Here is a 24,005-nt window from a genome sequence, read left to right as displayed (position 1 = left end):
ATAGTAATATCATTTTGTTAAATGAAAGAATAAAGCTATAATAATTATAGAATAACTATTTAAAGGAGATTATAAACATGCCAATTATTACAGATGTTTACGCTCGCGAAGTCTTAGACTCTCGTGGTAACCCAACTGTTGAAGTAGAAGTATTAACTGAAAGTGGCGCATTTGGTCGTGCATTAGTACCATCAGGTGCTTCAACTGGTGAACACGAAGCTGTTGAATTACGTGATGGAGACAAATCACGTTATTTAGGTAAAGGTGTTACTAAAGCAGTTGAAAACGTTAATGAAATCATCGCACCAGAAATTATTGAAGGTGAATTTTCAGTATTAGATCAAGTATCTATTGATAAAATGATGATCGCATTAGACGGTACTCCAAACAAAGGTAAATTAGGTGCAAATGCTATTTTAGGTGTATCTATCGCAGTAGCACGTGCAGCAGCTGACTTATTAGGTCAACCACTTTACAAATATTTAGGTGGATTTAATGGTAAGCAGTTACCAGTACCAATGATGAACATCGTTAATGGTGGTTCTCACTCAGATGCTCCAATTGCATTCCAAGAATTCATGATTTTACCTGTAGGTGCTACAACGTTCAAAGAATCATTACGTTGGGGTACTGAAATTTTCCACAACTTAAAATCAATTTTAAGCAAACGTGGTTTAGAAACTGCAGTAGGTGACGAAGGTGGTTTCGCTCCTAAATTTGAAGGTACTGAAGATGCTGTTGAAACAATTATCCAAGCAATCGAAGCAGCTGGTTACAAACCAGGTGAAGAAGTATTCTTAGGATTTGACTGTGCATCATCAGAATTCTATGAAAATGGTGTATATGACTACAGTAAGTTCGAAGGCGAACACGGTGCAAAACGTACAGCTGCAGAACAAGTTGACTACTTAGAACAATTAGTAGACAAATATCCTATCATTACAATTGAAGACGGTATGGACGAAAACGACTGGGATGGTTGGAAACAACTTACAGAACGTATCGGTGACCGTGTACAATTAGTAGGTGACGATTTATTCGTAACAAACACTGAAATTTTAGCAAAAGGTATTGAAAACGGAATTGGTAACTCAATCTTAATTAAAGTTAACCAAATCGGTACATTAACTGAAACATTTGATGCAATCGAAATGGCTCAAAAAGCTGGTTACACAGCAGTAGTTTCTCACCGTTCAGGTGAAACAGAAGATACAACAATTGCTGATATTGCTGTTGCTACAAACGCTGGTCAAATTAAAACTGGTTCATTATCACGTACTGACCGTATTGCTAAATACAATCAATTATTACGTATCGAAGATGAATTATTTGAAACTGCTAAATATGACGGTATCAAATCATTCTATAACTTAGATAAATAATCATTTTAAACATTAAGTACTGCCATAATTTTAGTTGAGGATTATTATGTCGGTATAAATTGAATAAAGTTTTTGAGTTCACGCTTAAAAAGTTCACGCTTGTATTTATAACCTGCCACAGAGTTGAGACTGTGGTAGGTTTTTTATTTTGAAGTATTATTCATAACAGACTAATAATCATGAGGTAACTAATAACACATATTTAACTTGTATTCTTAAACTGGTATAATAAATTTATGTTGAAATGAATATTGTATGACAGGGTATTCACTTTTATTAAAAGGTAAAATTAAATAAAGGTTTTATAGAACGTATTTAAATATATGAGGAGTAAACAAATGGCTGATAGAACGAATAAAGAAATTAAAACAGGACGCTTTATTGCAACTGCATCAATCGTATTCTCAATATTATTGATTATTCATTACTTTGTTTCGTTGGATAATGCGACTGCCAAAGCATTACTTAATTTAACGAATCAAAACACTTCAGATAAAGCGATTGATTACATTTTAAACAGCTTTAGATTCACTGGTATTATGTATATTTTGGCTTATCTAGCAGGCTTCATCACTTTTTGGAATCGACATACTTATGTGTGGTGGTTTATGTTTGCAGTTTATGTATCAAATAGTTTGTTTACGTTGATTAATTTATCAATCACAATTCAAGCAATAAAAGCTGCACACGGTGCGTACTTAACATTGCCAATTTTAATCGTTATTATAGGTTCGGTTGCATTAGCGATTTATATGCTTGTTGTTTCTATCAAACGTAAAAGTACATTTAATCGCTAGAAAATTGATTTTAACAATAAAAATATGATATACTACTTGTCGTATATAAGGAACGGAGGACAATTTATGCATACATTTTTAATCGTATTATTAATCATTGATTGTATTGCATTAATAACTGTTGTACTACTCCAAGAAGGTAAAAGCAGTGGACTTTCAGGTGCCATCAGTGGTGGTGCTGAGCAGTTATTCGGTAAACAAAAACAACGTGGCGTCGATTTATTCTTAAATAGATTAACAATTATTTTATCAATATTATTTTTTGTACTTATGATTTGCATAAGTTATCTTGGTATGTAAGGTCCGGCGATGTAAATGTCGGGCTTTTTTATTTATAATTAAGAATGTAATAGTTTAACAATAAGCTATGTAAAATATATAGCCTAGTTAAGTATGCAAAGGGAGCGTTAGATTTATGCAGATAAAATTACCAAAACCTTTCTTTTTTGAAGAAGGCAAACGTGCCGTGTTATTATTACATGGATTTACAGGCAATTCGTCTGATGTACGTCAATTAGGTCGATTTTTACAAAAAAAGGGATATACTTCGTATGCACCACAATATGAAGGTCACGCGGCACCACCAGAGGAAATACTGAAATCTAGTCCTTTCGTTTGGTTTAAAGATGCGTTAGATGGTTATGATTATCTTGTTGAACAAGGTTATGATGAAATTGTTGTTGCTGGTCTATCATTAGGTGGGGATTTTGCTTTAAAATTAAGCTTAAATAGAGATGTAAAGGGTATTGTAACGATGTGTGCACCAATGGGTGGCAAAACTGAAGGTGCCATTTATGAAGGCTTTTTAGAGTATGCACGTAATTTTAAAAAGTATGAAGGTAAAAATCAAGAGACTATTGATAATGAAATGGATCATTTTAAACCAACTGAAACTTTAAAAGAACTAAGTGAAGCATTAGATACGATTAAAGATCAAGTTGATGAGGTATTTGACCCAATTTTAGTGATTCAAGCAGAAAACGACAATATGATTGATCCACAATCCGCAAATTATATATATGACCATGTAGATTCTGATGACAAAGACATCAAGTGGTATAGTCAATCAGGACATGTTATTACGATTGATAAAGAAAAAGAACAAGTATTTGAAGATATTTATCAATTTTTAGAGTCATTAGACTGGTCAGAATAAAAAGAGATTTTAACATTAGAAAGGAGGGGCATAATGAATTTAAAGCAATCAATAGAAGAGATTATTAATCAACCTGAATATGAACCTATGTCAGTGTCAGATTTTCAAGATGCCTTAGGTTTAAGTAGTGCCGACTCATTTAGAGATTTAATTAAGGTGCTCGTAGAATTAGAACAATCAGGATTAATTGAACGTACAAAAACAGACAGATATCAAAAAAAGCATAGTTCAAAAGGTCATTCAAAATTGATAAAGGGAACGTTAAGTCAAAATAAAAAAGGCTTTGCATTCTTAAGACCTGAAGATGAGGATATGGAAGATATATTTATTCCCCCAACAAAAATTAATCGTGCCTTAGATGGAGATACTGTAATTGTAGAAATACATCAATCTAAAGGTGAACATAAAGGTAAAATTGAAGGGGAAGTTAAGTCGATTGAGAAGCATTCAGTAACTCAAGTTGTTGGTACGTATAGTGAAGCTAGACATTTCGGATTTGTTATTCCAGATGATAAACGTATTATGCAAGATATTTTCATTCCTAAAGGACAAAGTTTAGGTGCAGTAGATGGGCATAAGGTACTTGTTCAAATTACTAAATATGCTGATGGTTCAGATAATCCAGAAGGACATATTTCTGCTATTTTAGGACATAAAAATGATCCTGGCGTAGATATTTTATCTATTATCTATCAACATGGCATAGAAATTGAATTTCCTGATGAAGTGTTACAAGAAGCTGAAGCAGTACCTGATCATATTGAAAATACTGAAATTAAAGGCCGTCATGATTTACGTGATGAATTGACAATCACAATTGATGGTGCTGATGCTAAAGACTTAGATGACGCAATTAGTGTTAAAAAGTTAGCGAACGGTAATACGCAGTTGACTGTAAGTATTGCTGATGTCAGTTATTATGTAACTGAAGATTCAGCTTTAGATAAAGAAGCTTATGATAGAGCGACAAGTGTATATCTTGTTGACCGTGTGATTCCGATGATTCCACATCGATTAAGCAATGGTATTTGTTCATTAAATCCTCATGTTGATCGTTTAACGTTAAGCTGTCGCATGGAAATCGATGCTAGTGGTCGCGTTGTTAAACATGAAATTTTTGATAGTGTTATACATTCTGATTATCGAATGACGTATGATGCGGTAAATCAGATTATTACTGAAAAGGATCCTAACATTCGCGAACAATATAAAGAAATTACGCCTATGTTAGATTTAGCACAAGATTTATCTAATCGTTTGATTCAAATGAGAAAACGACGTGGTGAAATCGATTTTGATATTAGTGAAGCAAAAGTATTAGTTAACGAAGTCGGTATACCAACAGATGTTCAATTAAGACAACGTGGCGAGGGTGAACGTCTAATTGAATCATTTATGTTAATTGCAAATGAAACAGTTGCTGAACATTTTAGTAAGTTAAATGTACCTTTTATTTACCGAGTGCATGAGCAACCTAAATCAGATCGCTTAAGACAATTCTTTGATTTTATTACAAACTTTGGCATCATGATTAAGGGCACTGGCGAAGATATTCATCCAACAACACTTCAAAAGGTTCAAGAAGAAGTAGAAGGTCGACCTGAACAAATGGTCATTTCAACAATGATGTTACGTTCAATGCAACAAGCGCATTATGATGATGTGAACTTGGGACATTTTGGCTTATCAGCTGAATATTATACGCATTTTACATCACCAATTAGACGTTATCCTGATTTAACAGTTCATCGTTTAATCCGTAAGTATTTAATTGAGAAATCAATGGATAACAAAGAAGTGAAGCGTTGGGAAGACAAATTGCCTGAGTTAGCTGAACATACTTCTAAACGTGAACGTCGTGCTATTGAGGCAGAACGTGATACTGATGAATTGAAAAAAGCAGAATATATGATTCAACATATTGGTGATGAATTTGAAGGTATTGTCAGCTCAGTAGCTAACTTCGGTATGTTCATTGAATTGCCAAATACGATAGAAGGTATGGTTCATATTGCGAATATGACTGATGATTATTACCGTTTTGAAGAGCGTCAAATGGCATTAATTGGTGAGCGTCAAGCTAAAGTATTTAGAATTGGTGACACAGTTAAGGTTAAAGTGACGCATGTTGATGTAGATGAACGATTAATTGATTTTCAAATTGTTGGAATGCCTTTACCTAAAAATGACCGCTCACAGCGACCAGCAAGAGGTAAAACGATTCAAGCTAAAACGCGTGGCAAATCTTTAGATAAATCGAAATCTGATGATAAGGGTCGTAAGAAAAAAGGTAAGCAACGTAAAGGTAAAAACCAACGTAATAATGATAAATCAGGTAATAGTAAGCATAAGCCATTTTATAAAGATAAAAGTGTGAAAAAGAAAGCACGTCGTAAGAAAAAATAAGCAGCAATGAGGTGAGTATGAATGGCTAAGAAGAAATCACCAGGTACATTAGCGGAAAATCGTAAAGCAAGACATGATTATAATATTGAAGATACGATTGAAGCGGGAATCGTATTACAAGGTACAGAAATAAAATCGATTCGCCGAGGTAGTGCTAACCTTAAAGATAGTTACGCGCAAGTTAAAAACGGTGAAATGTATTTGAATAATATGCATATAGCACCATACGAAGAAGGGAATCGTTTTAATCACGATCCTCTTCGTTCTCGAAAATTATTATTGCATAAACGTGAAATCTTTAAATTAGGTGAACAAACTCGAGAAATTGGTTATTCGATTGTGCCGTTAAAGCTTTATTTGAAGCATGGACATTGTAAAGTATTACTTGGTGTTGCACGAGGTAAGAAAAAATATGATAAACGTCAAGCTTTGAAAGAAAAAGCAGTCAAACGAGATGTTGCGCGCGATATGAAAGCCCGTTATTAAGCGATTTAGTTGCTTAATCGGGCTATATTTGATATAGTTATATGTGCTTTTGTAAATTACAAAAGTATGATTTGTTTGATTTATTATTTCGGGGACGTTCATGGATTCGACAGGGGTCCCCCGAGCTCATTAAGCGTGTCGGAGGGTTGGCTTCGTCATCAACACACACAGTTTATAATAACTGGCAAATCAAACAATAATTTCGCAGTAGCTGCCTAATCGCACTCTGCATCGCCTAACAGCATTTCCTATGTGCTGTTAACGCGATTCAACCTTAATAGGATATGCTAAACACTGCCGTTTGAAGTCTGTTTAGAAGAAACTTAATCAAGCTAGCATCATGTTGGTTGTTTATCACTTTTCATGATGCGAAACTTTTCGATAAACTACACACGTAGAAAGATGTGTATCAGGACCTCTGGACGCGGGTTCAAATCCCGCCGTCTCCATATTTGTAGCCTACAACCTTTGTGGATGTGGGCTTTTTTATTATGTGTTTTTCAGGGGATAATGCATTGTAGAAATAGTTGTGAGTATTGAAATAGCAGTGTTTGTATAGGTGTTTATTTGATGGAGGAAAGAGTAATAAGTGATTATGAATTAGTTTTTGAGATATAAGAGGAAAGGGATGTGTGTCAAATAAGTGTCAAAAAAGTTGAGCTTAGAGTTTTAGAATGTAAATTTTATTTGCAAAATTAATTAAGCTAAAGAAGTATCATAAATAAGAGAATTAAATATATAGTTTAGAATTAGAATCAAGATTTTTATAAATATTATATTTTTCTTTTAATTGACTTAAATTTGATATATTGTTTAAATGTAATGAGGAAAAGTTGTGATAGTTTCATATGGTAAATTAAAGGTTTTAATATAGCTGTTTTTTAATCGATTTTTAAGGATGATATCGTTTGCGAGTGAACGTATCTATTTAGTGAAATAGTAATTATAGATGGGGGCGTAATCAATGAATGACTTGAGTTTATCTTCATTTTTGAAACGCAGTAACAAATTTATGCAATTCAATTGTTTTATTTGTTTGATTCTAATAATAGTATTTTACATAATTGGTATGAATATACAGGACTTTAGTGATTTTCCTAGTAAAGATTTAAATCATAAAGTGACTTATAATTTTAATGGGTTTTTGGAGATATTTGTTAATAATGCTTTTATAGTTCCTTTGGTGTCACTTATATTATCGATAATACCAATACCATATTTGTATTTTATTCCTACAATTTCTACAATTTATTCATTGTCGGTTATTATTGGGGTTACATTTTCATATAAATTAAACGAAGGGATAGCTATTTTTATTGGTATTTTGCCTCATGGTATTTTAGAAATATACTTAACAAGCATTGAACTATCAATGTTATTCTTATTAAATGCGTATATTAGAAAAAATTCAATGAATTTATTTAGAAAAAGAAAAGAGACATTGCCAAAATTTTTTGTTTTATTAAAATCAATAGTAAAGTGTTACCTGCTAATATTTTTACCTGTGGCATTTTTATGCGCTTTAATTGAAATTACTGTTACACCAACTGTTTACAAATTTTTAACTAATATAATATAGAACTTTTAAAAGGGCATAGCTAACTATGTGTATAGGTTTATTTTTGATCGATAAGTATTGTTTGAAAAATGAGTTCACGAAAAATGTTGCATGGTATTCGTGAAATTATGATCGAGTCATTTCAAAAATTACCATTTCAAAACAACAAAAAAGAGTAGGCGAGCTACTCTTTTTTTGTTGTATTTAACAATTAAATTAGTGTGTCATTATGAGTGTAGGTAAGCTAATTTATAATGACAATAATAACAACAAAGATTATAACGCTAAATGCGAGCATTCAAAAATTTATACTTCATCTAAAGCACTGTGGTCGTCATCTTTTTGCTTTTCTTTTTCTTTCTCTCGTTCTTGTTCTTTTTTGTACTCTTCTTCAAATTCTTTTTCTTTCTTTTCTACTTCTTCTCTTGTTTCCGCTCTATGAGAAAAATCTTCGGTTTTAAGTTTACTAAATTTGAATGATTTAGAATCAACTGTTTTATCTTCTGAGTATTTATGGACATTTAAATTAATATTTCCATCACCTCTTAACTCATAGATGAACATGGCTTGTGCAGTTTTGTCTTTTTTAATTTGATCTTGGTTATGTTCTGTCCAATCTTTATATTTTTTATCACTTAAAAGATAACCATCTCTTAATTTATTTACTGTATTTTTATCATCTTGAGTAATATTAATATAGTCATGAGAAATAGAAGATGGATTTAAATCTTTATCGTCTTTTTTAGCAGTAATTTCCATTTTAAAAGCGATATATTTCTTTTTCTCATCTTTTTCATTGATGATAAACGGTTCTTTTATTTTAGCTTCAAATTTGTCACTAACAATAGTATCGCCTTTAATTTTTATATCCATATTTTTTTTGCTTTTAAATTCTTTAAGTTCTTCATTTAATTCTTCATTGTCATTTTCTTTCTTTTTGTGACTAGTGCTCTCTTTTTTTGCACTATCTTGATGATGTCCACAAGCACCTAAGATAAGTGTACTTGCTAATAATATCCCCATTACTTTTTTCATTTAACATGTCTCCTTTATTTCGCAAAAGTTTATTTTAAAAACTCTAAATGACTTATCATTTTGAGTAATTAAACAAAGTTGATATTTTGTGAGATTCTAAGATGATATTAAATAATTCTTGTAATAATGATCCTATGTATTGTTGCAATAAATTAATGAAACTATAATTACTAATATTATATTACTTTTATTGATAGAAATATATTACTTTTTTAAAAAACTTGTAATATATCGAAAGATTTAAATGTAAAATTTTGATTTGTTAAGAAATTACGTTTGTAAAAATAAAAAAATCAACTTATTTGTATGAGATAAATATGTATTGAAGAAGAAGTGTTATTAATTTGGAAAATACTGGTCAAAGATGGGAGCTCTCAAAAGCGTTATTGTATTTTTTAGTCAATACAAATAGATTGCCGTAATAATAATCGTACTTGATGGTTAAAAAATTACTTAAGGCTATAAAGCAAAACTTTTTATATGAGCAGTCGAATATAACGTTTAAAATGATTGTTTTTGGATATAAACGATTAAGTAAAATGCTTTTTCAGTTTGAAATTAATCATATAAATTTCATATGGGAGGGTTGATATCTTAATGATTAACATTATTTCAGCTATAGGATCTATTGGAACATTTATTATGGCTTTATTTTATTTTGTATCAGTTTCAGTTCAACTTTATCAAATGAAAATTAGCTTTCTGCCAGCTTTAGGTTTTAACCAAATTTTATTATAAAGGGAGGAGGATCAACTTAATATAATGAATTCGGCAACAGAAGAGCATCATCATAAAGATTATATTAAACTATATAATTTAGGTGGCGGTGCTGCTAAAAAAATTGCAATAGAGGTTTTATTGGGTAATGATAAAGTCATTCAGAAAAAATACGTGAATATTTTACCTAGTAAAGAAGGGTACATGTTACCAATTAATAAAAATGTGTACGAAGAATTAGAAAGAACGATTGAGAACAATGGTTATGAAGCTGATTTGAATGTACGTATGACTTATTATCATAATGTAAGTCGCAAACAACAGGAAGTTATATTAAAAGGTCAAATCGACCGTTTTAATACTTATAATAATAAAGAAATTTATGATTTGCAGTTTATCTAAAAATTGATTTAAGAGGGTAGTTGTTTATTGCGAAAAATATCATTCAATTTTAATGAAATAATGGCGTCATTACTATAAAATATTACTTTATGTTGTAATGCATTTTTCTATAAGATAGAACTAAAAGGAGGGGCAAAGATGCAAATTAGACAAATACATCAACATGACTTTGCTCAAGTTGACCAGTTAATTAGAACGGCATTTGAAAATAGTGAACATGGTTATGGTAATGAATCAGAGCTAGTAGACCAAATTCGTCTAAGTGATACGTATGACAATAACTTAGAATTAGTTGCTGTTCTTCAAAATGAAGTTGTAGGGCACGGTTTACTAAGTGAAGTTTATCTTGATAACGAGGCACAACGGGAAATTGGATTAGTGTTAGCACCTGTATCTGTTGATATTCATCATCAAAATAAAGGTATAGGGAAGCGATTGATTCAAGCATTAGAACGAGAAGCAATATTAAAAGGATATAATTTTATCAGTGTATTAGGATGGCCGACGTATTATGCCAATCTAGGATATCAACGCGCAAGTATGTACGACATTTATCCACCATATGATGGTATACCAGACGAAGCGTTTTTAATTAAAGAATTAAAAGTGAACAGTTTAGCGGGAAAAACAGGTACCATAAATTACACATCTGCTTTTGAAAAAATATGATTTCAAGCTAGGATTACATTAGGCAGAGTTCATATTAATAATAAAAAATGTTTGCAATGAAATCGTGCGTTGTCGTTTGCAATTTTTAAAATAGCAATAAATAAAATGTTTGTTAGTAAAGTATTATTGTGGATAATAAAATATCGATACAAATTAATTGCTATAATGCAATTTTAGTGTATAATTCCATTAACAGAGATTAAATATATCTTTAAAGGGTATATAGTTAATATAAAATGACTTTTTAAAAAGAGGGAATAAAATGAATATGAAGAAAAAAGAAAAACACGCAATTCGGAAAAAATCGATTGGCGTGGCTTCAGTGCTTGTAGGTACGTTAATCGGTTTTGGACTACTCAGCAGTAAAGAAGCAGATGCAAGTGAAAATAGTGTTACGCAATCTGATAGCGCAAGTAACGAAAGCAAAAGTAATGATTCAAGTAGCGTTAGTGCTGCACCTAAAACAGACGACACAAACGTGAGTGATACTAAAACATCGTCAAACACTAATAATGGCGAAACGAGTGTGGCGCAAAATCCAGCACAACAGGAAACGACACAATCAGCATTAACAAATGCAACTACGGAAGAAACTCCGGTAACTGGTGAAGCTACTACGGCAACGAATCAAGCTAATACACCGGCAACAACTCAATCAAGCAATACAAATGCGGAGGAATTAGTGAATCAAACAAGTAATGAAACGACTTCTAATGATACTAATACAGTATCATCTGTAAATTCACCTCAAAATTCTACAAATGCGGAAAATGTTTCAACAACGCAAGATACTTCAACTGAAGCAACACCTTCAAACAATGAATCAGCTCCACAGAATACAGATGCAAGTAATAAAGATGTAGTTAATCAAGCGGTTAATACAAGTGCGCCTAGAAAGAGAGCATTTAGTTTAGCGGCTGTAGCTGCAGATGCACCGGCAGCTGGCACAGATATTACGAATCAGTTGACAGATGTGAAAGTTACTATTGACTCTGGTACGACTGTGTATCCGCACCAAGCAGGTTATGTCAAACTGAATTATGGTTTTTCAGTGCCTAATTCTGCTGTTAAAGGTGACACATTCAAAATAACTGTACCTAAAGAATTAAACTTAAATGGTGTAACTTCAACTGCTAAAGTGCCACCAATTATGGCTGGAGATCAAGTATTGGCAAATGGTGTAATCGATAGTGATGGTAATGTTATTTATACATTTACAGACTATGTTGATAATAAAGAAAATGTAACAGCTAATATTACTATGCCAGCTTATATTGACCCTGAAAATGTTACAAAGACAGGTAATGTGACATTGACAACTGGCATAGGAACCAATACTGCTAGTAAGACAGTATTAATCGACTATGAGAAATATGGACAATTCCATAATTTATCAATTAAAGGTACGATTGATCAAATCGATAAAACAAATAATACGTATCGCCAAACAATTTATGTCAATCCAAGCGGAGATAACGTTGTGTTACCTGCCTTAACAGGTAATTTAATTCCTAATACAAAGAGTAATGCGTTAATAGATGCAAAAAACACTGATATTAAAGTTTATAGAGTCGATAATGCTAATTATTTATCTGAAAGTTATTATGTGAATCCTAGCGATTTTGAAGATGTAACTAATCAAGTTAGAATTTCATTTCCAAATGCTAATCAATACAAAGTAGAATTTCCTACGGACGATGACCAAATTACAACACCGTATATTGTAGTTGTTAATGGCCATATTGATCCTGCTAGTACAGGTGATTTAGCACTACGTTCGACATTTTATGGTTATGATTCTAATTTTATATGGAGATCTATGTCATGGGACAACGAAGTAGCATTTAATAACGGATCAGGTTCTGGTGACGGTATCGATAAACCAGTTGTTCCTGAACAACCTGATGAGCCTGGTGAAATTGAACCAATTCCAGAGGATTCAGATTCTGACCCAGGTTCAGATAGCGGTTCAGATTCGGGTAGTGATTCTAATTCAGATAGCGGTTCAGATTCAGCGAGTGATTCAGATTCAGCAAGTGATTCAGATTCAGCAAGTGATTCAGACTCAGCAAGTGATTCAGACTCAGCAAGTGATTCAGATTCAGCAAGTGATTCAGATTCAGCAAGCGATTCAGATTCAGCGAGCGATTCAGATTCAGCGAGTGATTCAGACTCAGCGAGCGATTCAGACTCAGATAGTGACTCAGATTCCGATAGCGATTCCTACTCAGATAGCGACTCAGATTCAGACAGCGATTCAGACTCAGACAGCGATTCAGACTCAGACAGTGACTCAGACTCAGACAGCGATTCAGATTCCGACAGTGACTCAGACTCGGATAGCGATTCAGATTCCGACAGTGACTCAGACTCAGACAGTGACTCAGATTCAGATAGCGACTCAGACTCAGACAGTGACTCAGATTCCGATAGCGATTCAGATTCCGACAGTGATTCCGACTCAGACAGTGACTCAGATTCAGATAGCGATTCAGATTCCGACAGTGATTCCGACTCAGACAGCGATTCAGAATCAGATAATGACTCAGACTCAGACAGCGATTCAGAATCAGATAGTGACTCAGACTCAGACAGCGATTCAGATTCAGCGAGTGATTCTGACTCAGGTAGTGACTCAGATTCAGATAGTGATTCCGACTCAGACAGTGACTCGGATTCAGATAGCGAATCAGATTCAGACAGTGACTCAGATTCAGATAGTGATTCCGACTCAGACAGTGACTCAGACTCAGACAGTGACTTAGATTCAGACAGCGACTCAGATTCAGGTAGCGATTCAGAATCAGATAGTGACTCCGACTCAGAAAGTGATTCAAATAGCGATTCCGAGTCAGGTTCTAACAATAATGTAGTGCCGCCTAATTCACCTAAAAATGGTACTAATGCTTCTAATAAAAATGAGGCTAAAGATAGTAAAGAACCATTACCTGATACAGGTTCTGAAGATGAAGCAAATACGTCACTAATTTGGGGATTATTAGCATCATTAGGTTCATTACTACTTTTCAGAAGAAAAAAAGAAAATAAAGATAAGAAATAAGTAATAATGATATTAAATTAATCATATGATTCATGAAGAAGCCACCGTAAAAGGTGGCTTTTTTACTTGAATTTTCCAAATATATTGTTTGAATATAATTAATAATTAATTCATCAACAGTTAATTATTTTAAAAAGGTAGATGTTATATAATTTGGCTTGGCGAAAAAATAGGGTGTAAGGTAGGTTGTTAATTAGGGAAAATTAAGGAGAAAATACAGTTGAAAAATAAATTGCTAGTTTTATCATTGGGAGCATTATGTGTATCACAAATTTGGGAAAGCAATCGTGCGAGTGCAGTGGTTTCTGGGGAGAAGAATCCATATGTATCAAAAGCTTTATCTGTATCAGGGCAAAAGAGTAATAATTGGAGTCTAGAACAATATAAGGAAAGTTTAAATAAATTAATTACTTCTATTGATATTCAAGATCATGATGGATATGACGAGCTGGAATATAAAGATATTAACGAAAAATATCAAAAAAAGTTTCTTGCTGAGATAGACGCACTTAATAAATTTATAGATGAGGAAAGAAAAATAGCTTACTATAGTAAAAATAATATACAGATACCTGCAGATATATTAGGACTGACACATGAAAGGTATTTGAAGATTTATGAATCATTACAAGAAAATAAAAAGGAATTCGATATAGAGTCCAAGAAAATAGAAGAAAAGCATCCAGAATTAAAGAGATACGGCAACGAAGAAGAATATCAAGCAAATGTTAAACTAAATGAGTTGGAAAACAAAGTATTGATGTTAGGCTATGCGTTTTTTGGTAATAAGGATGCAAGAGAAAATTTATATAATAAATTAGATATGATAGTTGGTTTGTCGAAAAATGAAAGAGAGGATAAAATTCCTAAAAACAAAAGGATGTTTGAAGATAGAATTAAAGATTTGGAATCAATTATTGATGAATTTTTTGTTGAAATCAATGAAAATAGGCCGTTGAATATACCGGCGTTAGTTGAAAGTAATGAAGAAAATATAGTAATGGCAAAAAAACTAAAAGCAGATACAGAAGAAGCTAAAGCGAATACATCTAAAAGAAGTAAAAGAAGTTTAAATACTCAAAATCACAAATCTAAAATAAACGAAGTAACTGAAGAACAAAAAGCTAATTATGAAAAGAAATTTAAAGAAATAAAAGAACGATTTTTAGCTAAACAAAAATATAAAAATAACACACCAGTTGTATCGTTAGAATATGACGAAGACGACAACGAAAACGACAAGAAACTTGTGGTTTCTGCGCCATCAAAGAAACCAACAACACCGACTACATATACTGAAACAACGACACAGGCACCTATGCCTACAGTTGAGCGTCAAACTCAGCAACAAATTATTTATAATGCACCAAAACAATTGGCTGGATTAAATGGTGAAAGTCATGATTTCACAACAACGCATCAATCACCAACAACTTCAAATCATACGCATAATCATCTTATTGAATTTGAAGAAACGTCTGCTTTACCTGGTAGAAAATCAGGATCACTGGTTGGTATAAGTCAAATTGATTCTTCTCATCTAACTGAACGTGAGAAGCGTGTAATTAAGCGTGAACACGTTAGAGAAGCTCAAAAGTTAGTTGATAATTATAAAGATACACATAGTTATAAAGACCGATTAAATGCACAACAAAAAGTAAATACTTTAAGTGAAGGTCATCAAAAACGTTTTAATAAACAAATCAATAAAGTATATAATGGCAAATAATATTAATGCATGGCTGCAAAGCAAATAATGAGTTTGCCGTAAAAATAACAACATTTTAAACTAGCAATAAATAATATCAAAGTCATCATTTCAATGATGCAATCTAGTATAGTCCACATTCTAAACAGGTGTGGACTATTACTTTTTTCACTTTATATTACGAAAAAATTATTATGCTTAACTATCAATATCAATAATTAATTTTAAGCTGAAAAACAATAAAAATGTTAAGACAACGTTTACTTCAAGTTAATTATTATACTGAAAATTCTGGTATATAATGCTGTTAGTGAATATAACAGGAAAATTAAATTGGTTATAATATTGAGTCTATATAAAGGAGAAATAACAGATGAAAAAGAAATTATTAGTTTTAACTATGAGCACGCTATTTGCTACACAACTTATCAATCCAAATAACGCTAAAGCATCAGTGACAGAGAGTGTTGACAAAAAATTTGTAGTTCCAGAATCAGGAATTAATAAAATTATTCCATCTTACAATGAATTTAAAAAAGCACCAAAAGTAAATGTTAGTAATTTAACTGACAATAAAAACTTTGTAGTTTCTGAAGACAAATTGAATAAGATTTCGGATCCTTCAGCAGCAAGTAAAATTGTAGATAAAAACTTTGCCGTACCAGAATCAAAATTAGGAAACATTGTACCAGAGTACAAAGAAATCAATAATCGCGTGAATGTAACAACAAACAATCCAGCTTCACAACAAGTTGATAAGCATTTTGTTGCTAAAGGCCCAGAAGTAAATAGATTTATTACGCAAAACAAAGTAAACCACCACTTCATTACTACGCAAACCCACTACAAGAAAGTTATTACTTCATACAAATCAACACATGTACATAAACATGTAAATCATGCAAAGGATTCTATTAATAAACACTTTATTGTTAAACCATCAGAATCGCCTAGATATACACATCCATCTCAATCTTTAATTATCAAGCATCATTTTGCAGTTCCTGGATATCACGCGCATAAATTTGTTACACCAGGGCATGCTAGCATTAAAATTAATCACTTTTGTGTTGTGCCACAAATAAATAGTTTCAAGGTAATTCCACCATATGGTCACAATTCACATCGTATGCATGTACCAAGTTTCCAAAATAACACAACAGCAACACATCAAAATGCTAAAGTAAATAAAGCATATGACTATAAATACTTCTATTCTTATAAAGTAGTTAAAGGTGTGAAGAAATATTTCTCATTTTCACAATCAAATGGTTATAAAATTGGGAAACCATCATTAAATATCAAAAATGTAAATTATCAATATGCTGTTCCAAGTTATAGCCCTACACACTACGTTCCTGAATTTAAGGGTAGCTTACCAGCACCACGAGTATAAAAATTGGCACTAAGTTTACGAGATATGATAAATACCTATTATTTTAAATATAGTCTACAATCTATGTGGTTGTAGGCTGTATTTTTTACGCTAAGTGATATACATCTATCAACAAATTATACCGTTTTTCTACTTTGAAAGTTGGAAGTAACATAATCTTAAATAAATATATTATTAATTAAGATAAATATAAGACTCAAGATTATTGTTAATAGTTTGTTCATCGCAAGTTAATTATTGTTTCTAAAATATTGGTATATAATTTTCAATGGCGAAGAAAACAGGGTGAAAAAGTCGGTTTTACAATCAAAGCAAATAAGGGAGCATAAACAAATGAAAAGGAAAGTACTAGTACTAACAATGGGTGTAATTTGTGCAACTCAATTATGGCATTCTAATCACGCAAACGCATTAGTGACAGAGAGTGGCGCAAATGATACTAAGCAATTTACTGAAATTGTATCGGAAGAGAAAGTTATAACAGTTGAACATGCTCAAATTAATATTTTTAAATCTAATAGCAATTCAAACCTGATGGAGTTCAACATATTAACAATAGGCGGTAAATCAGGAGCTATGGTTGGTTATAGTGAAATTGACTCATCACATTTCACAGACCGTGACAAACGCGTTATTAGACGTGATCATGTTAAAGAAGCACAAAGCTTAGTAGAGAACTATAAAGATACACAAAGTGCTGATGCTAGGATGAAAGCCAAACAAAAAGTTAACACATTAAGCAAACCGCATCAAAACTATTTCAATAAACAAATTGATAAGGTTTATAATGGATTACAACGCTAATCCAAAGTAAATTATAAGTTATACATCTCGTTTTTAAATGACAATTTATCCCCGTAAATATTATAAATAATCTTTTCAAATTCCACATAGATATAGAGACACTAATAAACCTCTTTGTCTCGATATGATAGTCTGCAACGATTCATGTTGTAGGCTTTTTAATTTTACAAATAAGGCTAGATATATAAGTTCTGACACCTAAAATATAGAAAATACATAAAAGTAAGTATAGTTATTTTATTATAATTATTAAATTTTTATTAATTAATTGTAAAAATGTAGAATTATAATTAATTAACGTTTAATATTAAAATTAACTAAAAAGAAAGAGGTGTTAGTTATGACAGAATACTTATTAAGTGCTGGCATATGTATGGCAATTGTTTCAATATTACTTATAGGGATGGCTATCAGTAATGTTTCGAAAGGGCAATACGCAAAGAGGTTTTTCTTTTTCGCTACTAGTTGCTTAGTGTTAACTTTAGTTGTAGTTTCAAGTCTAAGTAGCTCAGCAAATGCATCACAAACAGATAACGGCGTAAATAGAAGTGGTTCTGAAGATCCAACAGTATATAGTGCAACTTCAACTAAAAAATTACATAAAGAACCTGCGACATTAATTAAAGCGATTGATGGTGATACGGTTAAATTAATGTACAAAGGTCAACCAATGACATTTAGACTATTATTGGTTGATACACCTGAAACAAAGCATCCTAAAAAAGGTGTAGAGAAATATGGTCCTGAAGCAAGTGCATTTACGAAAAAAATGGTAGAAAATGCAAAGAAAATTGAAGTCGAGTTTGACAAAGGTCAAAGAACTGATAAATATGGACGTGGCTTAGCGTATATTTATGCTGATGGAAAAATGGTAAACGAAGCTTTAGTTCGTCAAGGCTTGGCTAAAGTTGCTTATGTTTATAAACCTAACAATACACATGAACAACTTTTAAGAAAAAGTGAAGCACAAGCGAAAAAAGAGAAATTAAATATTTGGAGCGAAGACAACGCTGATTCAGGTCAATAATGCTCATTGTAAAAGTGTCACTGCTGCTAGTGGCACTTTTATAATTTTTGGATCACGATATGATTTATTATCAATTCAGAATTAAAAAAGTAAATAGTATCAAAAGCAAGTGTATTTAATATTAGAAAATAAAAATTTTAAATTTAGTATTAAAATGGAATATTACTATATAGTTCAATGTGTATTATCACAGAAAATAAAATAATGCTTTACTTCTATATTTAAAAGTGTATAATGAAAGTTAAGTAATAAAGAGCGTGAAGAAAAATGTGAGTTATTTATATAGAATATTCTCCTTTTCATTTATGAATTTGTTACAAAATATTTAGTGCAAAAGCACGACGGAGGTATTCAATATGAATAACGGTACAGTTAAATGGTTTAATGCAGAAAAAGGTTTTGGTTTCATCGAAAGAGAAGATGGTAGCGACGTATTCGTACACTTCTCAGCAATCGCTGAAGATGGATACAAATCATTAGAAGAAGGCCAAAAAGTTGAATTCGACATCGTTGAAGGCGACCGTGGCGAGCAAGCTGCAAACGTAGTTAAAATGTAATTTTAACTTATTCAAACAGTCCTTATTATAGGGCTGTTTTTTTATGCTTTAAATCGATAACAGTTGGTGTGGTAAAAGCACTAGCCGTTATTTTTTTGTCCAATAAATTTAGGTGGAGATTTAACAATATATAATGGTTCTAAAATAAATCGAACTGATGGAAAAGTTTTTTACTTTTCATCTGTCCGACTTTTGATTTTGAATATAAAAAAGCGCCAATACAGAACTTTAATAATGACGAGAATTAAAGTCTGTATATGGCGATAACAAGAAGTAATGTTAAACACTCAAAATGTTTAACAATAATAGGATACCACATCGCATAATATCTTACTACTTAATTAATAATTTAACTAATCAACTTTTTGTTAATTTTTTATTAAGACTGATTAATTATTGAGAATATTTATTGTTTTTAAAATCTCATAATAATTCAGTAATCTTGTTTTCATTTAAAAGGCGAAACATTAAAATAATTAAATAAAAATATTGCGTTTAATTTACAGCGTCAAATATACTTATTTCTAATGCTTTGGGGTCTACTGAAACAAGTAAAGAATGATCGATGTTACTAATATTGCCATTCTCCAAATTTATTTCTGTGAGTATTTGGAAGCTACCATTAGGCAACGGTTTAACAATAGACAATTGCTTTTCCGCTTGTTGTATTAAAAAAGGTTTTGTAGATTGATTATTAATATGCCATTCACTCATGTATGTTTTTCACTCCTGCTTTAAAATAGGGTTAGAAAGTTTATAGTTGAGACATTCATGTTCAACCAAAATTTTGTTCGAATTCAATAAATGTCTTGTTTAAAATAGAAATATTGTAAATGTTATCGTCCAAAACTTCACCAGTTAAGTATTTGTTTTGAATTAAAATTTGGCAGTTAGTTAAGAAGTCTTGATAATCACGATCACAAAAATAGTTTTCACGTGCATCTTTAGCATCGCCAAAAAAGTTAGCGACTGTTTCTGTTTCTCCATTATTCGAACGTTCAATATATAATTTGTAAAATTTAGCTATTGTATACTTTTGTTCTTTAGTTAGTTCATTCAAAATATTGGGCCTCCTGAAATATCATTTGTAATCTATACCCAATTTATTGCAAAACACAAACTAATTTAACTATTTGATGAAACTGTGTTAATAAGCTTTAACAAGCCTTAGTTTGTATGGATCTATAAAATTATCTTTAATTGCATAGGGTGAAATAATATGTAGTCCATAACTTTTAACTGATTTTTCACTTACACCAAATTTATAAGCTTGGTAGATAATTTTAGTACAATACGTAAATTTTTTGCTGTTCAAATTTAATGTAACTAGATAACGATGATTTGTATTCTCATAGTTTTTCTTAACCCATTCAGCCGCTTTTTTACCTGCACCAGGATAGCTGCAACGATAAACTTTCATCCAATCATTTTTGCCACTTGCATAATTATATTTAAAAGATTCGAAGGATTGTGTAGTTGGTTTGTCGCCAGGCCCCTCAATTTGTAAAATCGTTTTATCATCAATCGCGATACTACAATGACCAAAAAATCCCCACATGACAGGGCCTTTTGTAACAATAATATCACCAGGTTGTAATTGGAATTTGTCATCTTGAATTTCTGAATACTTATTATCTGCAATTGTTTTTGGTGAGTTTATTGGGGATACGACAACGAATAATATAAGTAAAATTATCGTTCGTTTAATATAGTTCACTTAAAAGCTCCTTGTTGAAGAAATATATGTAAATAGTCTTAAATTAGAATTGTAATCTTTAATAAGCTTGTAAGACTAAAACATATCTTAAATATTAAAGTATGAGAGTGTGAAATGTCTATTAAGAATAAAAAACAGTCTGAAACATCATTGAGACGTTTCAGACTGGATATAAAATGAATTTCATTTATAGCACACCAAATATAAATGTGTATATTAATATAGCGAATCCAAAAATATAGAGAATGACAGTGAAACTTAAATAGGACTCTTTTTTAGATTCTTTGCCAGTTTTTTTCATTAATACGAGTATAAACGTAGCGGCAACTAAGAAAATTAATGCTAGCCAAAACAGAATTGCAAAATGTAAAGACATGTGAAACCCTCCTTATATACCGTAATTATTAACCTATAAAACTATAAAAAATAGGATAAATGTAATAGAGAACGAGTACGATATTTATAAAAAATAATATTTCACTTAACCAGTTTTTAGTTATCATTGCAATGGTAAAGGATACGATGAGTATCACACCACAAATGATAATACCAGGCAGGAGCCAACATAAATCATCTAAATCTTTATTATATGTGATTAAAATATTAAAGATAACAAAAGTGGTAGTAATAACTATATTGATAGCATTTAACAAAATGTTATTCATGACTGACACCTACTAGTATAAAAATAGCTTCTTAATAAATATGATAACACTATTTTCCAATAGGTAAATAAAAAGTATAGTTATTTTTAAAATATTATTTGTAGAATGCTAAAGTTTATTAATTCAAACAAGTGAGCATATATAGGGGTGTATAGTATTAATATGAAAAGAATATTTACATACTAAAAACTCTTAAAGTTGTATAATTCGTTAATATTTTTAGAATCAGATATGAAAAAAATGTGCAAAATCACTTTTGCACATTTACAAATACTAGTTTTCTGATAAGATTAATAATAACACTTTAAATAGCGCTTAATAAATGAAGGGGGCAAGTCTTATGACGTTTTACAATTTCATCATGGGTTTTCAAAATGATAACACACCATTTGGTATATTGGCCGAACACGTTAGTGAAGATAAAGCATTCCCTCGATTAGAAGAAAGACACCAAGTAATTAGAGCATATGTGATGTCTAATTACACAAATCATCAATTAATTGAAACTACAAATAGAGCTATTAGCTTATATATGGCAAATTAATTTGAGTAGTACCAATTATGATGTATTAGTGCATCCCAAATATCTTTTGTTTTAAAGTTTATTTCATCATTTCTTATCGAAAATGGTGTAATAATGTCTTTATCTAACCAAGTGTTGATAAGTTCATTTGGTACACCATCTAACAACATTTCACTTTTACTAATTATAAAACATTCCCAGTCAAGTGAAACATTTTGTGGATTCACATAATTACATTGATTATGATTATCCATAAACACTCACTCCTTTAAAATTCTGTACTCTTCATTGCGTTTTACCCCGTCACATTATCTTTTAAACTAAAATCATCATTACTTATGAAAAAAATGTACATCAAAAGCAAAGGTTTTCGCTACCGAAAAAGTTTAAATAATGGTTTAATATATTTGGTACTCATTTTAATAAAAAGAGAATACATTTTGAGCTATCAATACTTTTTATTGAAGAGGTGTTATTGTTGGCTAAAACGTTATATTTAATGCGCCACGGACAAACTTTGTTTAATTTTAAGGGACTAATTCAGGGATTTGGAGATTCGCCGCTAACAGAACTTGGAATTGCTCAAGCTCAAAAGGCACGTAGTTATTATGAAACTAAGGGGATAAACTTCGATTTATATGCATCATCAACGCAAGAACGCGCAAGTGACACACTTGAAAATGTTGCACCTAACCAATCGTATCAACGTTTTAAGGGACTGAAGGAATGGCATTTTGGAATATTTGAAGGTGAGTCAGTCTATCTATTTGATAATCTATACAAGCCTGAGGACTTATTCGGAGATCGAATTGTTCCTTTCAAAGGAGAGGCAAGGCAACAAGTTGAAGAACGCATTGTGAAAACTTTACATGATATTATGTCTCAAACAAAGAATAATGCATTAGTCGTGAGTCATGGAACAATAATGGGAGTATTTTTAAGATATTGCCTTAAACTAGATGAAGCATTAAAGCATAATATCGGTAATTGTAATATCCTGAAATTTGAATATGACAATGGAACATTTAAATTTGTTGAGTTAATTGATCCAAATTTATAATAAATAAAGCGTTATACATAGACACAAGTATGTCTTTTGTATAACGCTTTTAAAATACAACTATATAACGCTTTAGAATAATAATTGAATAAGTTTTTGTAATATCATCAGAGCAACAATAATAATTATTATGCTTGATAATTTATTGATTATTGTTAATAATTTTCCGGTTTTATCAATTGATCCAACCATTTTTCCTAAAATTGCGAGTAAAAAGAACCATAACCATGAAACGCTAATACAAGCGATTGTAAACGCAATTTTATTGCTGCCACTATATAATGCAGCACTACTACCAATTACACCAATTGTATCTAAAATAGCATGTGGATTGAGTAATGAAACTGATAAAGCAAAACTTACTTGTTTCATTGGAGACATAATTTGAGCTTCTCCATCTGTTGAGGGTTTATCATGCCAAATGGTCCAAGCCATATACATCAAGAAAATTAAACCAACTATATAAATAATTGCTTGAAGTACAGGTAAAGACATAATAATGATAGATACTCCTACCACTGCAATAATAATAAGTAAGCTGTCTGACAACCCGGCTGTAATTATTGCAGGCAATACATATCTATATTTTGGTTGATTAGCTCCTTGGTTAAAAATAAATACATTTTGTGCACCTAAAGGTAAAATTAGACCAATCGCTAAGATAAATCCATGAATAATTGCGGTTACCATTAAGTTTTGACACCCCTAAAACATAGAATATTCTGAAAAAACTTATTGATATCATACCAAATAAAAAGGGCTTGGGACATTAAGTTCTTAGGCAATGTAAAAAAGCTGATTTCTATTAATTATTTGATAGAAATCAGCTTTTTTGATATGTATTTTATAATGTACAGCTCGTTGAGCTGCTATTTTCCT

Annotated in this window: 25 protein-coding genes, 1 other RNA gene and 1 pseudogene; 19 read left to right on the top strand and 8 right to left on the bottom strand. The window is 31.4% G+C overall.

Translation table 11 applies throughout. The features are described 5' to 3' along the window. Positions 1–77: 77 nt before the first annotated feature. The 8 genes from eno (at position 78) to IDG63_RS10840 (ending at position 7,806) form a co-directional block, all read left to right on the top strand. The gene (gene eno, locus IDG63_RS10875; RefSeq protein WP_001121760.1) at positions 78–1,382 is read left to right on the top strand and encodes a surface-displayed alpha-enolase; all 1,305 of its coding nucleotides are present in this window, start codon (positions 78–80) and stop codon (positions 1,380–1,382) included. A 338-nt stretch (positions 1,383–1,720) separates the two neighbouring features. After that, entirely contained in the window at positions 1,721–2,179 is a 459-nt protein-coding gene (locus tag IDG63_RS10870; RefSeq protein WP_000785252.1) for a hypothetical protein, read from the top strand. Between the two features lie 66 nt (positions 2,180–2,245). Beyond that, positions 2,246–2,479, top strand: coding sequence for a preprotein translocase subunit SecG (secG, locus tag IDG63_RS10865; protein WP_000556760.1), 234 nt, complete (start codon positions 2,246–2,248; stop codon positions 2,477–2,479). Between the two features lie 115 nt (positions 2,480–2,594). Then, positions 2,595–3,335, top strand: a complete 741-nt coding sequence (locus tag IDG63_RS10860; protein ID WP_001165958.1) for an alpha/beta hydrolase — start codon at positions 2,595–2,597, stop codon at positions 3,333–3,335. Between the two features lie 33 nt (positions 3,336–3,368). After that, complete coding sequence (gene rnr / locus IDG63_RS10855; protein WP_001050048.1) at positions 3,369–5,741, top strand: ribonuclease R; 2,373 nt, start codon at positions 3,369–3,371, stop codon at positions 5,739–5,741. 21 nt (positions 5,742–5,762) lie between these two features. Beyond that, positions 5,763–6,227: an SsrA-binding protein SmpB gene (smpB, locus tag IDG63_RS10850; protein WP_001085183.1), complete on the top strand. Its 465-nt coding sequence runs from the start codon at positions 5,763–5,765 to the stop codon at positions 6,225–6,227. Between the two features lie 90 nt (positions 6,228–6,317). Further along, positions 6,318–6,679, top strand: a transfer-messenger RNA (tmRNA) gene (ssrA, locus tag IDG63_RS10845). Between the two features lie 512 nt (positions 6,680–7,191). Beyond that, positions 7,192–7,806, top strand: coding sequence for a stage II sporulation protein M (locus IDG63_RS10840; protein ID WP_000999094.1), 615 nt, complete (start codon positions 7,192–7,194; stop codon positions 7,804–7,806). Positions 7,807–8,091: 285 nt separating this feature from the next. Here the strand turns inward: IDG63_RS10840 and IDG63_RS10835 are convergent, their stop codons facing one another. Then, positions 8,092–8,820 (bottom strand): DUF5067 domain-containing protein, encoded by a 729-nt coding sequence (locus tag IDG63_RS10835; protein ID WP_000757401.1) that lies wholly within the window; start codon positions 8,818–8,820, stop codon positions 8,092–8,094. Between the two features lie 434 nt (positions 8,821–9,254). Between IDG63_RS10835 and IDG63_RS10830 the strand changes: the two genes are divergently transcribed. From IDG63_RS10830 to IDG63_RS10790, 9 genes and pseudogenes are all read left to right on the top strand, one after another. Beyond that, a complete protein-coding gene (locus tag IDG63_RS10830) occupies positions 9,255–9,410 on the top strand; it encodes a hypothetical protein (protein ID WP_072414269.1) in 156 nt (51 codons plus the stop codon). Positions 9,411–9,417: 7 nt separating this feature from the next. Then, positions 9,418–9,939: pseudogene (locus IDG63_RS10825) on the top strand (hypothetical protein). A gap of 138 nt (positions 9,940–10,077) precedes the next feature. Continuing rightward, the gene (locus IDG63_RS10820; RefSeq protein WP_001167166.1) at positions 10,078–10,608 is read left to right on the top strand and encodes a GNAT family N-acetyltransferase; all 531 of its coding nucleotides are present in this window, start codon (positions 10,078–10,080) and stop codon (positions 10,606–10,608) included. A 262-nt stretch (positions 10,609–10,870) separates the two neighbouring features. Continuing rightward, positions 10,871–13,669: an MSCRAMM family adhesin clumping factor ClfA gene (clfA, locus tag IDG63_RS10815; RefSeq protein WP_086095899.1), complete on the top strand. Its 2,799-nt coding sequence runs from the start codon at positions 10,871–10,873 to the stop codon at positions 13,667–13,669. Between the two features lie 220 nt (positions 13,670–13,889). Then, a complete protein-coding gene (gene vwb / locus IDG63_RS10810) occupies positions 13,890–15,398 on the top strand; it encodes a von Willebrand factor binding protein Vwb (protein ID WP_000791736.1) in 1,509 nt (502 codons plus the stop codon). Between the two features lie 352 nt (positions 15,399–15,750). After that, positions 15,751–16,773, top strand: a complete 1,023-nt coding sequence (emp, locus tag IDG63_RS10805) for an extracellular matrix protein-binding adhesin Emp (RefSeq protein ID WP_086095900.1) — start codon at positions 15,751–15,753, stop codon at positions 16,771–16,773. Positions 16,774–17,106: 333 nt separating this feature from the next. Further along, positions 17,107–17,577, top strand: coding sequence for a hypothetical protein (locus tag IDG63_RS10800; RefSeq protein ID WP_000824467.1), 471 nt, complete (start codon positions 17,107–17,109; stop codon positions 17,575–17,577). A gap of 340 nt (positions 17,578–17,917) precedes the next feature. Next, the gene (locus IDG63_RS10795) at positions 17,918–18,604 is read left to right on the top strand and encodes a thermonuclease family protein (RefSeq protein WP_001641381.1); all 687 of its coding nucleotides are present in this window, start codon (positions 17,918–17,920) and stop codon (positions 18,602–18,604) included. 356 nt (positions 18,605–18,960) lie between these two features. Beyond that, entirely contained in the window at positions 18,961–19,161 is a 201-nt protein-coding gene (locus IDG63_RS10790; RefSeq protein ID WP_001059082.1) for a cold-shock protein, read from the top strand. Between the two features lie 495 nt (positions 19,162–19,656). Here IDG63_RS10790 and IDG63_RS10785 read toward each other — a convergent pair whose 3' ends face one another. The 5 genes from IDG63_RS10785 to tsaA form a co-directional block, all read right to left on the bottom strand. Further along, on the bottom strand, positions 19,657–19,875 hold the full coding sequence (locus tag IDG63_RS10785; RefSeq protein ID WP_000005886.1) for a hypothetical protein: 219 nt from the start codon (positions 19,873–19,875) through the stop codon (positions 19,657–19,659). 61 nt (positions 19,876–19,936) lie between these two features. Further along, the gene (locus IDG63_RS10780) at positions 19,937–20,221 is read right to left on the bottom strand and encodes a hypothetical protein (RefSeq protein WP_001004401.1); all 285 of its coding nucleotides are present in this window, start codon (positions 20,219–20,221) and stop codon (positions 19,937–19,939) included. A gap of 87 nt (positions 20,222–20,308) precedes the next feature. Next, entirely contained in the window at positions 20,309–20,878 is a 570-nt protein-coding gene (gene lnsA, locus IDG63_RS10775; RefSeq protein ID WP_001106654.1) for a lipoprotein N-acylation protein LnsA, read from the bottom strand. Between the two features lie 187 nt (positions 20,879–21,065). After that, positions 21,066–21,254, bottom strand: a complete 189-nt coding sequence (tsaT, locus tag IDG63_RS10770) for a type II toxin-antitoxin system toxin TsaT (RefSeq protein WP_000052076.1) — start codon at positions 21,252–21,254, stop codon at positions 21,066–21,068. Positions 21,255–21,282: 28 nt separating this feature from the next. Further along, entirely contained in the window at positions 21,283–21,543 is a 261-nt protein-coding gene (tsaA, locus tag IDG63_RS10765; RefSeq protein ID WP_001059690.1) for a type II toxin-antitoxin system antitoxin TsaA, read from the bottom strand. Between the two features lie 340 nt (positions 21,544–21,883). Here tsaA and IDG63_RS10760 point away from each other — a divergent pair, with 340 nt between their 5' ends. Next, positions 21,884–22,087: a sterile alpha motif-like domain-containing protein gene (locus tag IDG63_RS10760; protein ID WP_000145164.1), complete on the top strand. Its 204-nt coding sequence runs from the start codon at positions 21,884–21,886 to the stop codon at positions 22,085–22,087. Here the strand turns inward: IDG63_RS10760 and IDG63_RS10755 are convergent. Continuing rightward, positions 22,084–22,320, bottom strand: coding sequence for a hypothetical protein (locus tag IDG63_RS10755; protein WP_000368687.1), 237 nt, complete (start codon positions 22,318–22,320; stop codon positions 22,084–22,086). The genes IDG63_RS10760 and IDG63_RS10755 overlap by 4 nt on opposite strands. Positions 22,321–22,544: 224 nt before the next feature. On the opposite strand from IDG63_RS10755, the gene IDG63_RS10750 reads away from it, so the two are divergent. Then, positions 22,545–23,126 (top strand): histidine phosphatase family protein, encoded by a 582-nt coding sequence (locus IDG63_RS10750; RefSeq protein WP_001140693.1) that lies wholly within the window; start codon positions 22,545–22,547, stop codon positions 23,124–23,126. 72 nt (positions 23,127–23,198) lie between these two features. Here IDG63_RS10750 and IDG63_RS10745 read toward each other — a convergent pair whose 3' ends face one another. Continuing rightward, positions 23,199–23,816 carry a LysE/ArgO family amino acid transporter gene (locus IDG63_RS10745; protein ID WP_000255557.1) on the bottom strand — a complete coding sequence of 206 codons (618 nt, stop codon included), beginning with the start codon at positions 23,814–23,816 and terminating at the stop codon, positions 23,199–23,201. Between the last annotated feature and the right edge of the window lie 189 nt (positions 23,817–24,005).

This window comes from Staphylococcus sp. EG-SA-14, from assembly GCF_017151935.1.
In the GTDB taxonomy this organism is placed as follows: domain Bacteria; phylum Bacillota; class Bacilli; order Staphylococcales; family Staphylococcaceae; genus Staphylococcus; species Staphylococcus aureus.
This window is presented reverse-complemented; position numbering and strand designations above follow the sequence as displayed.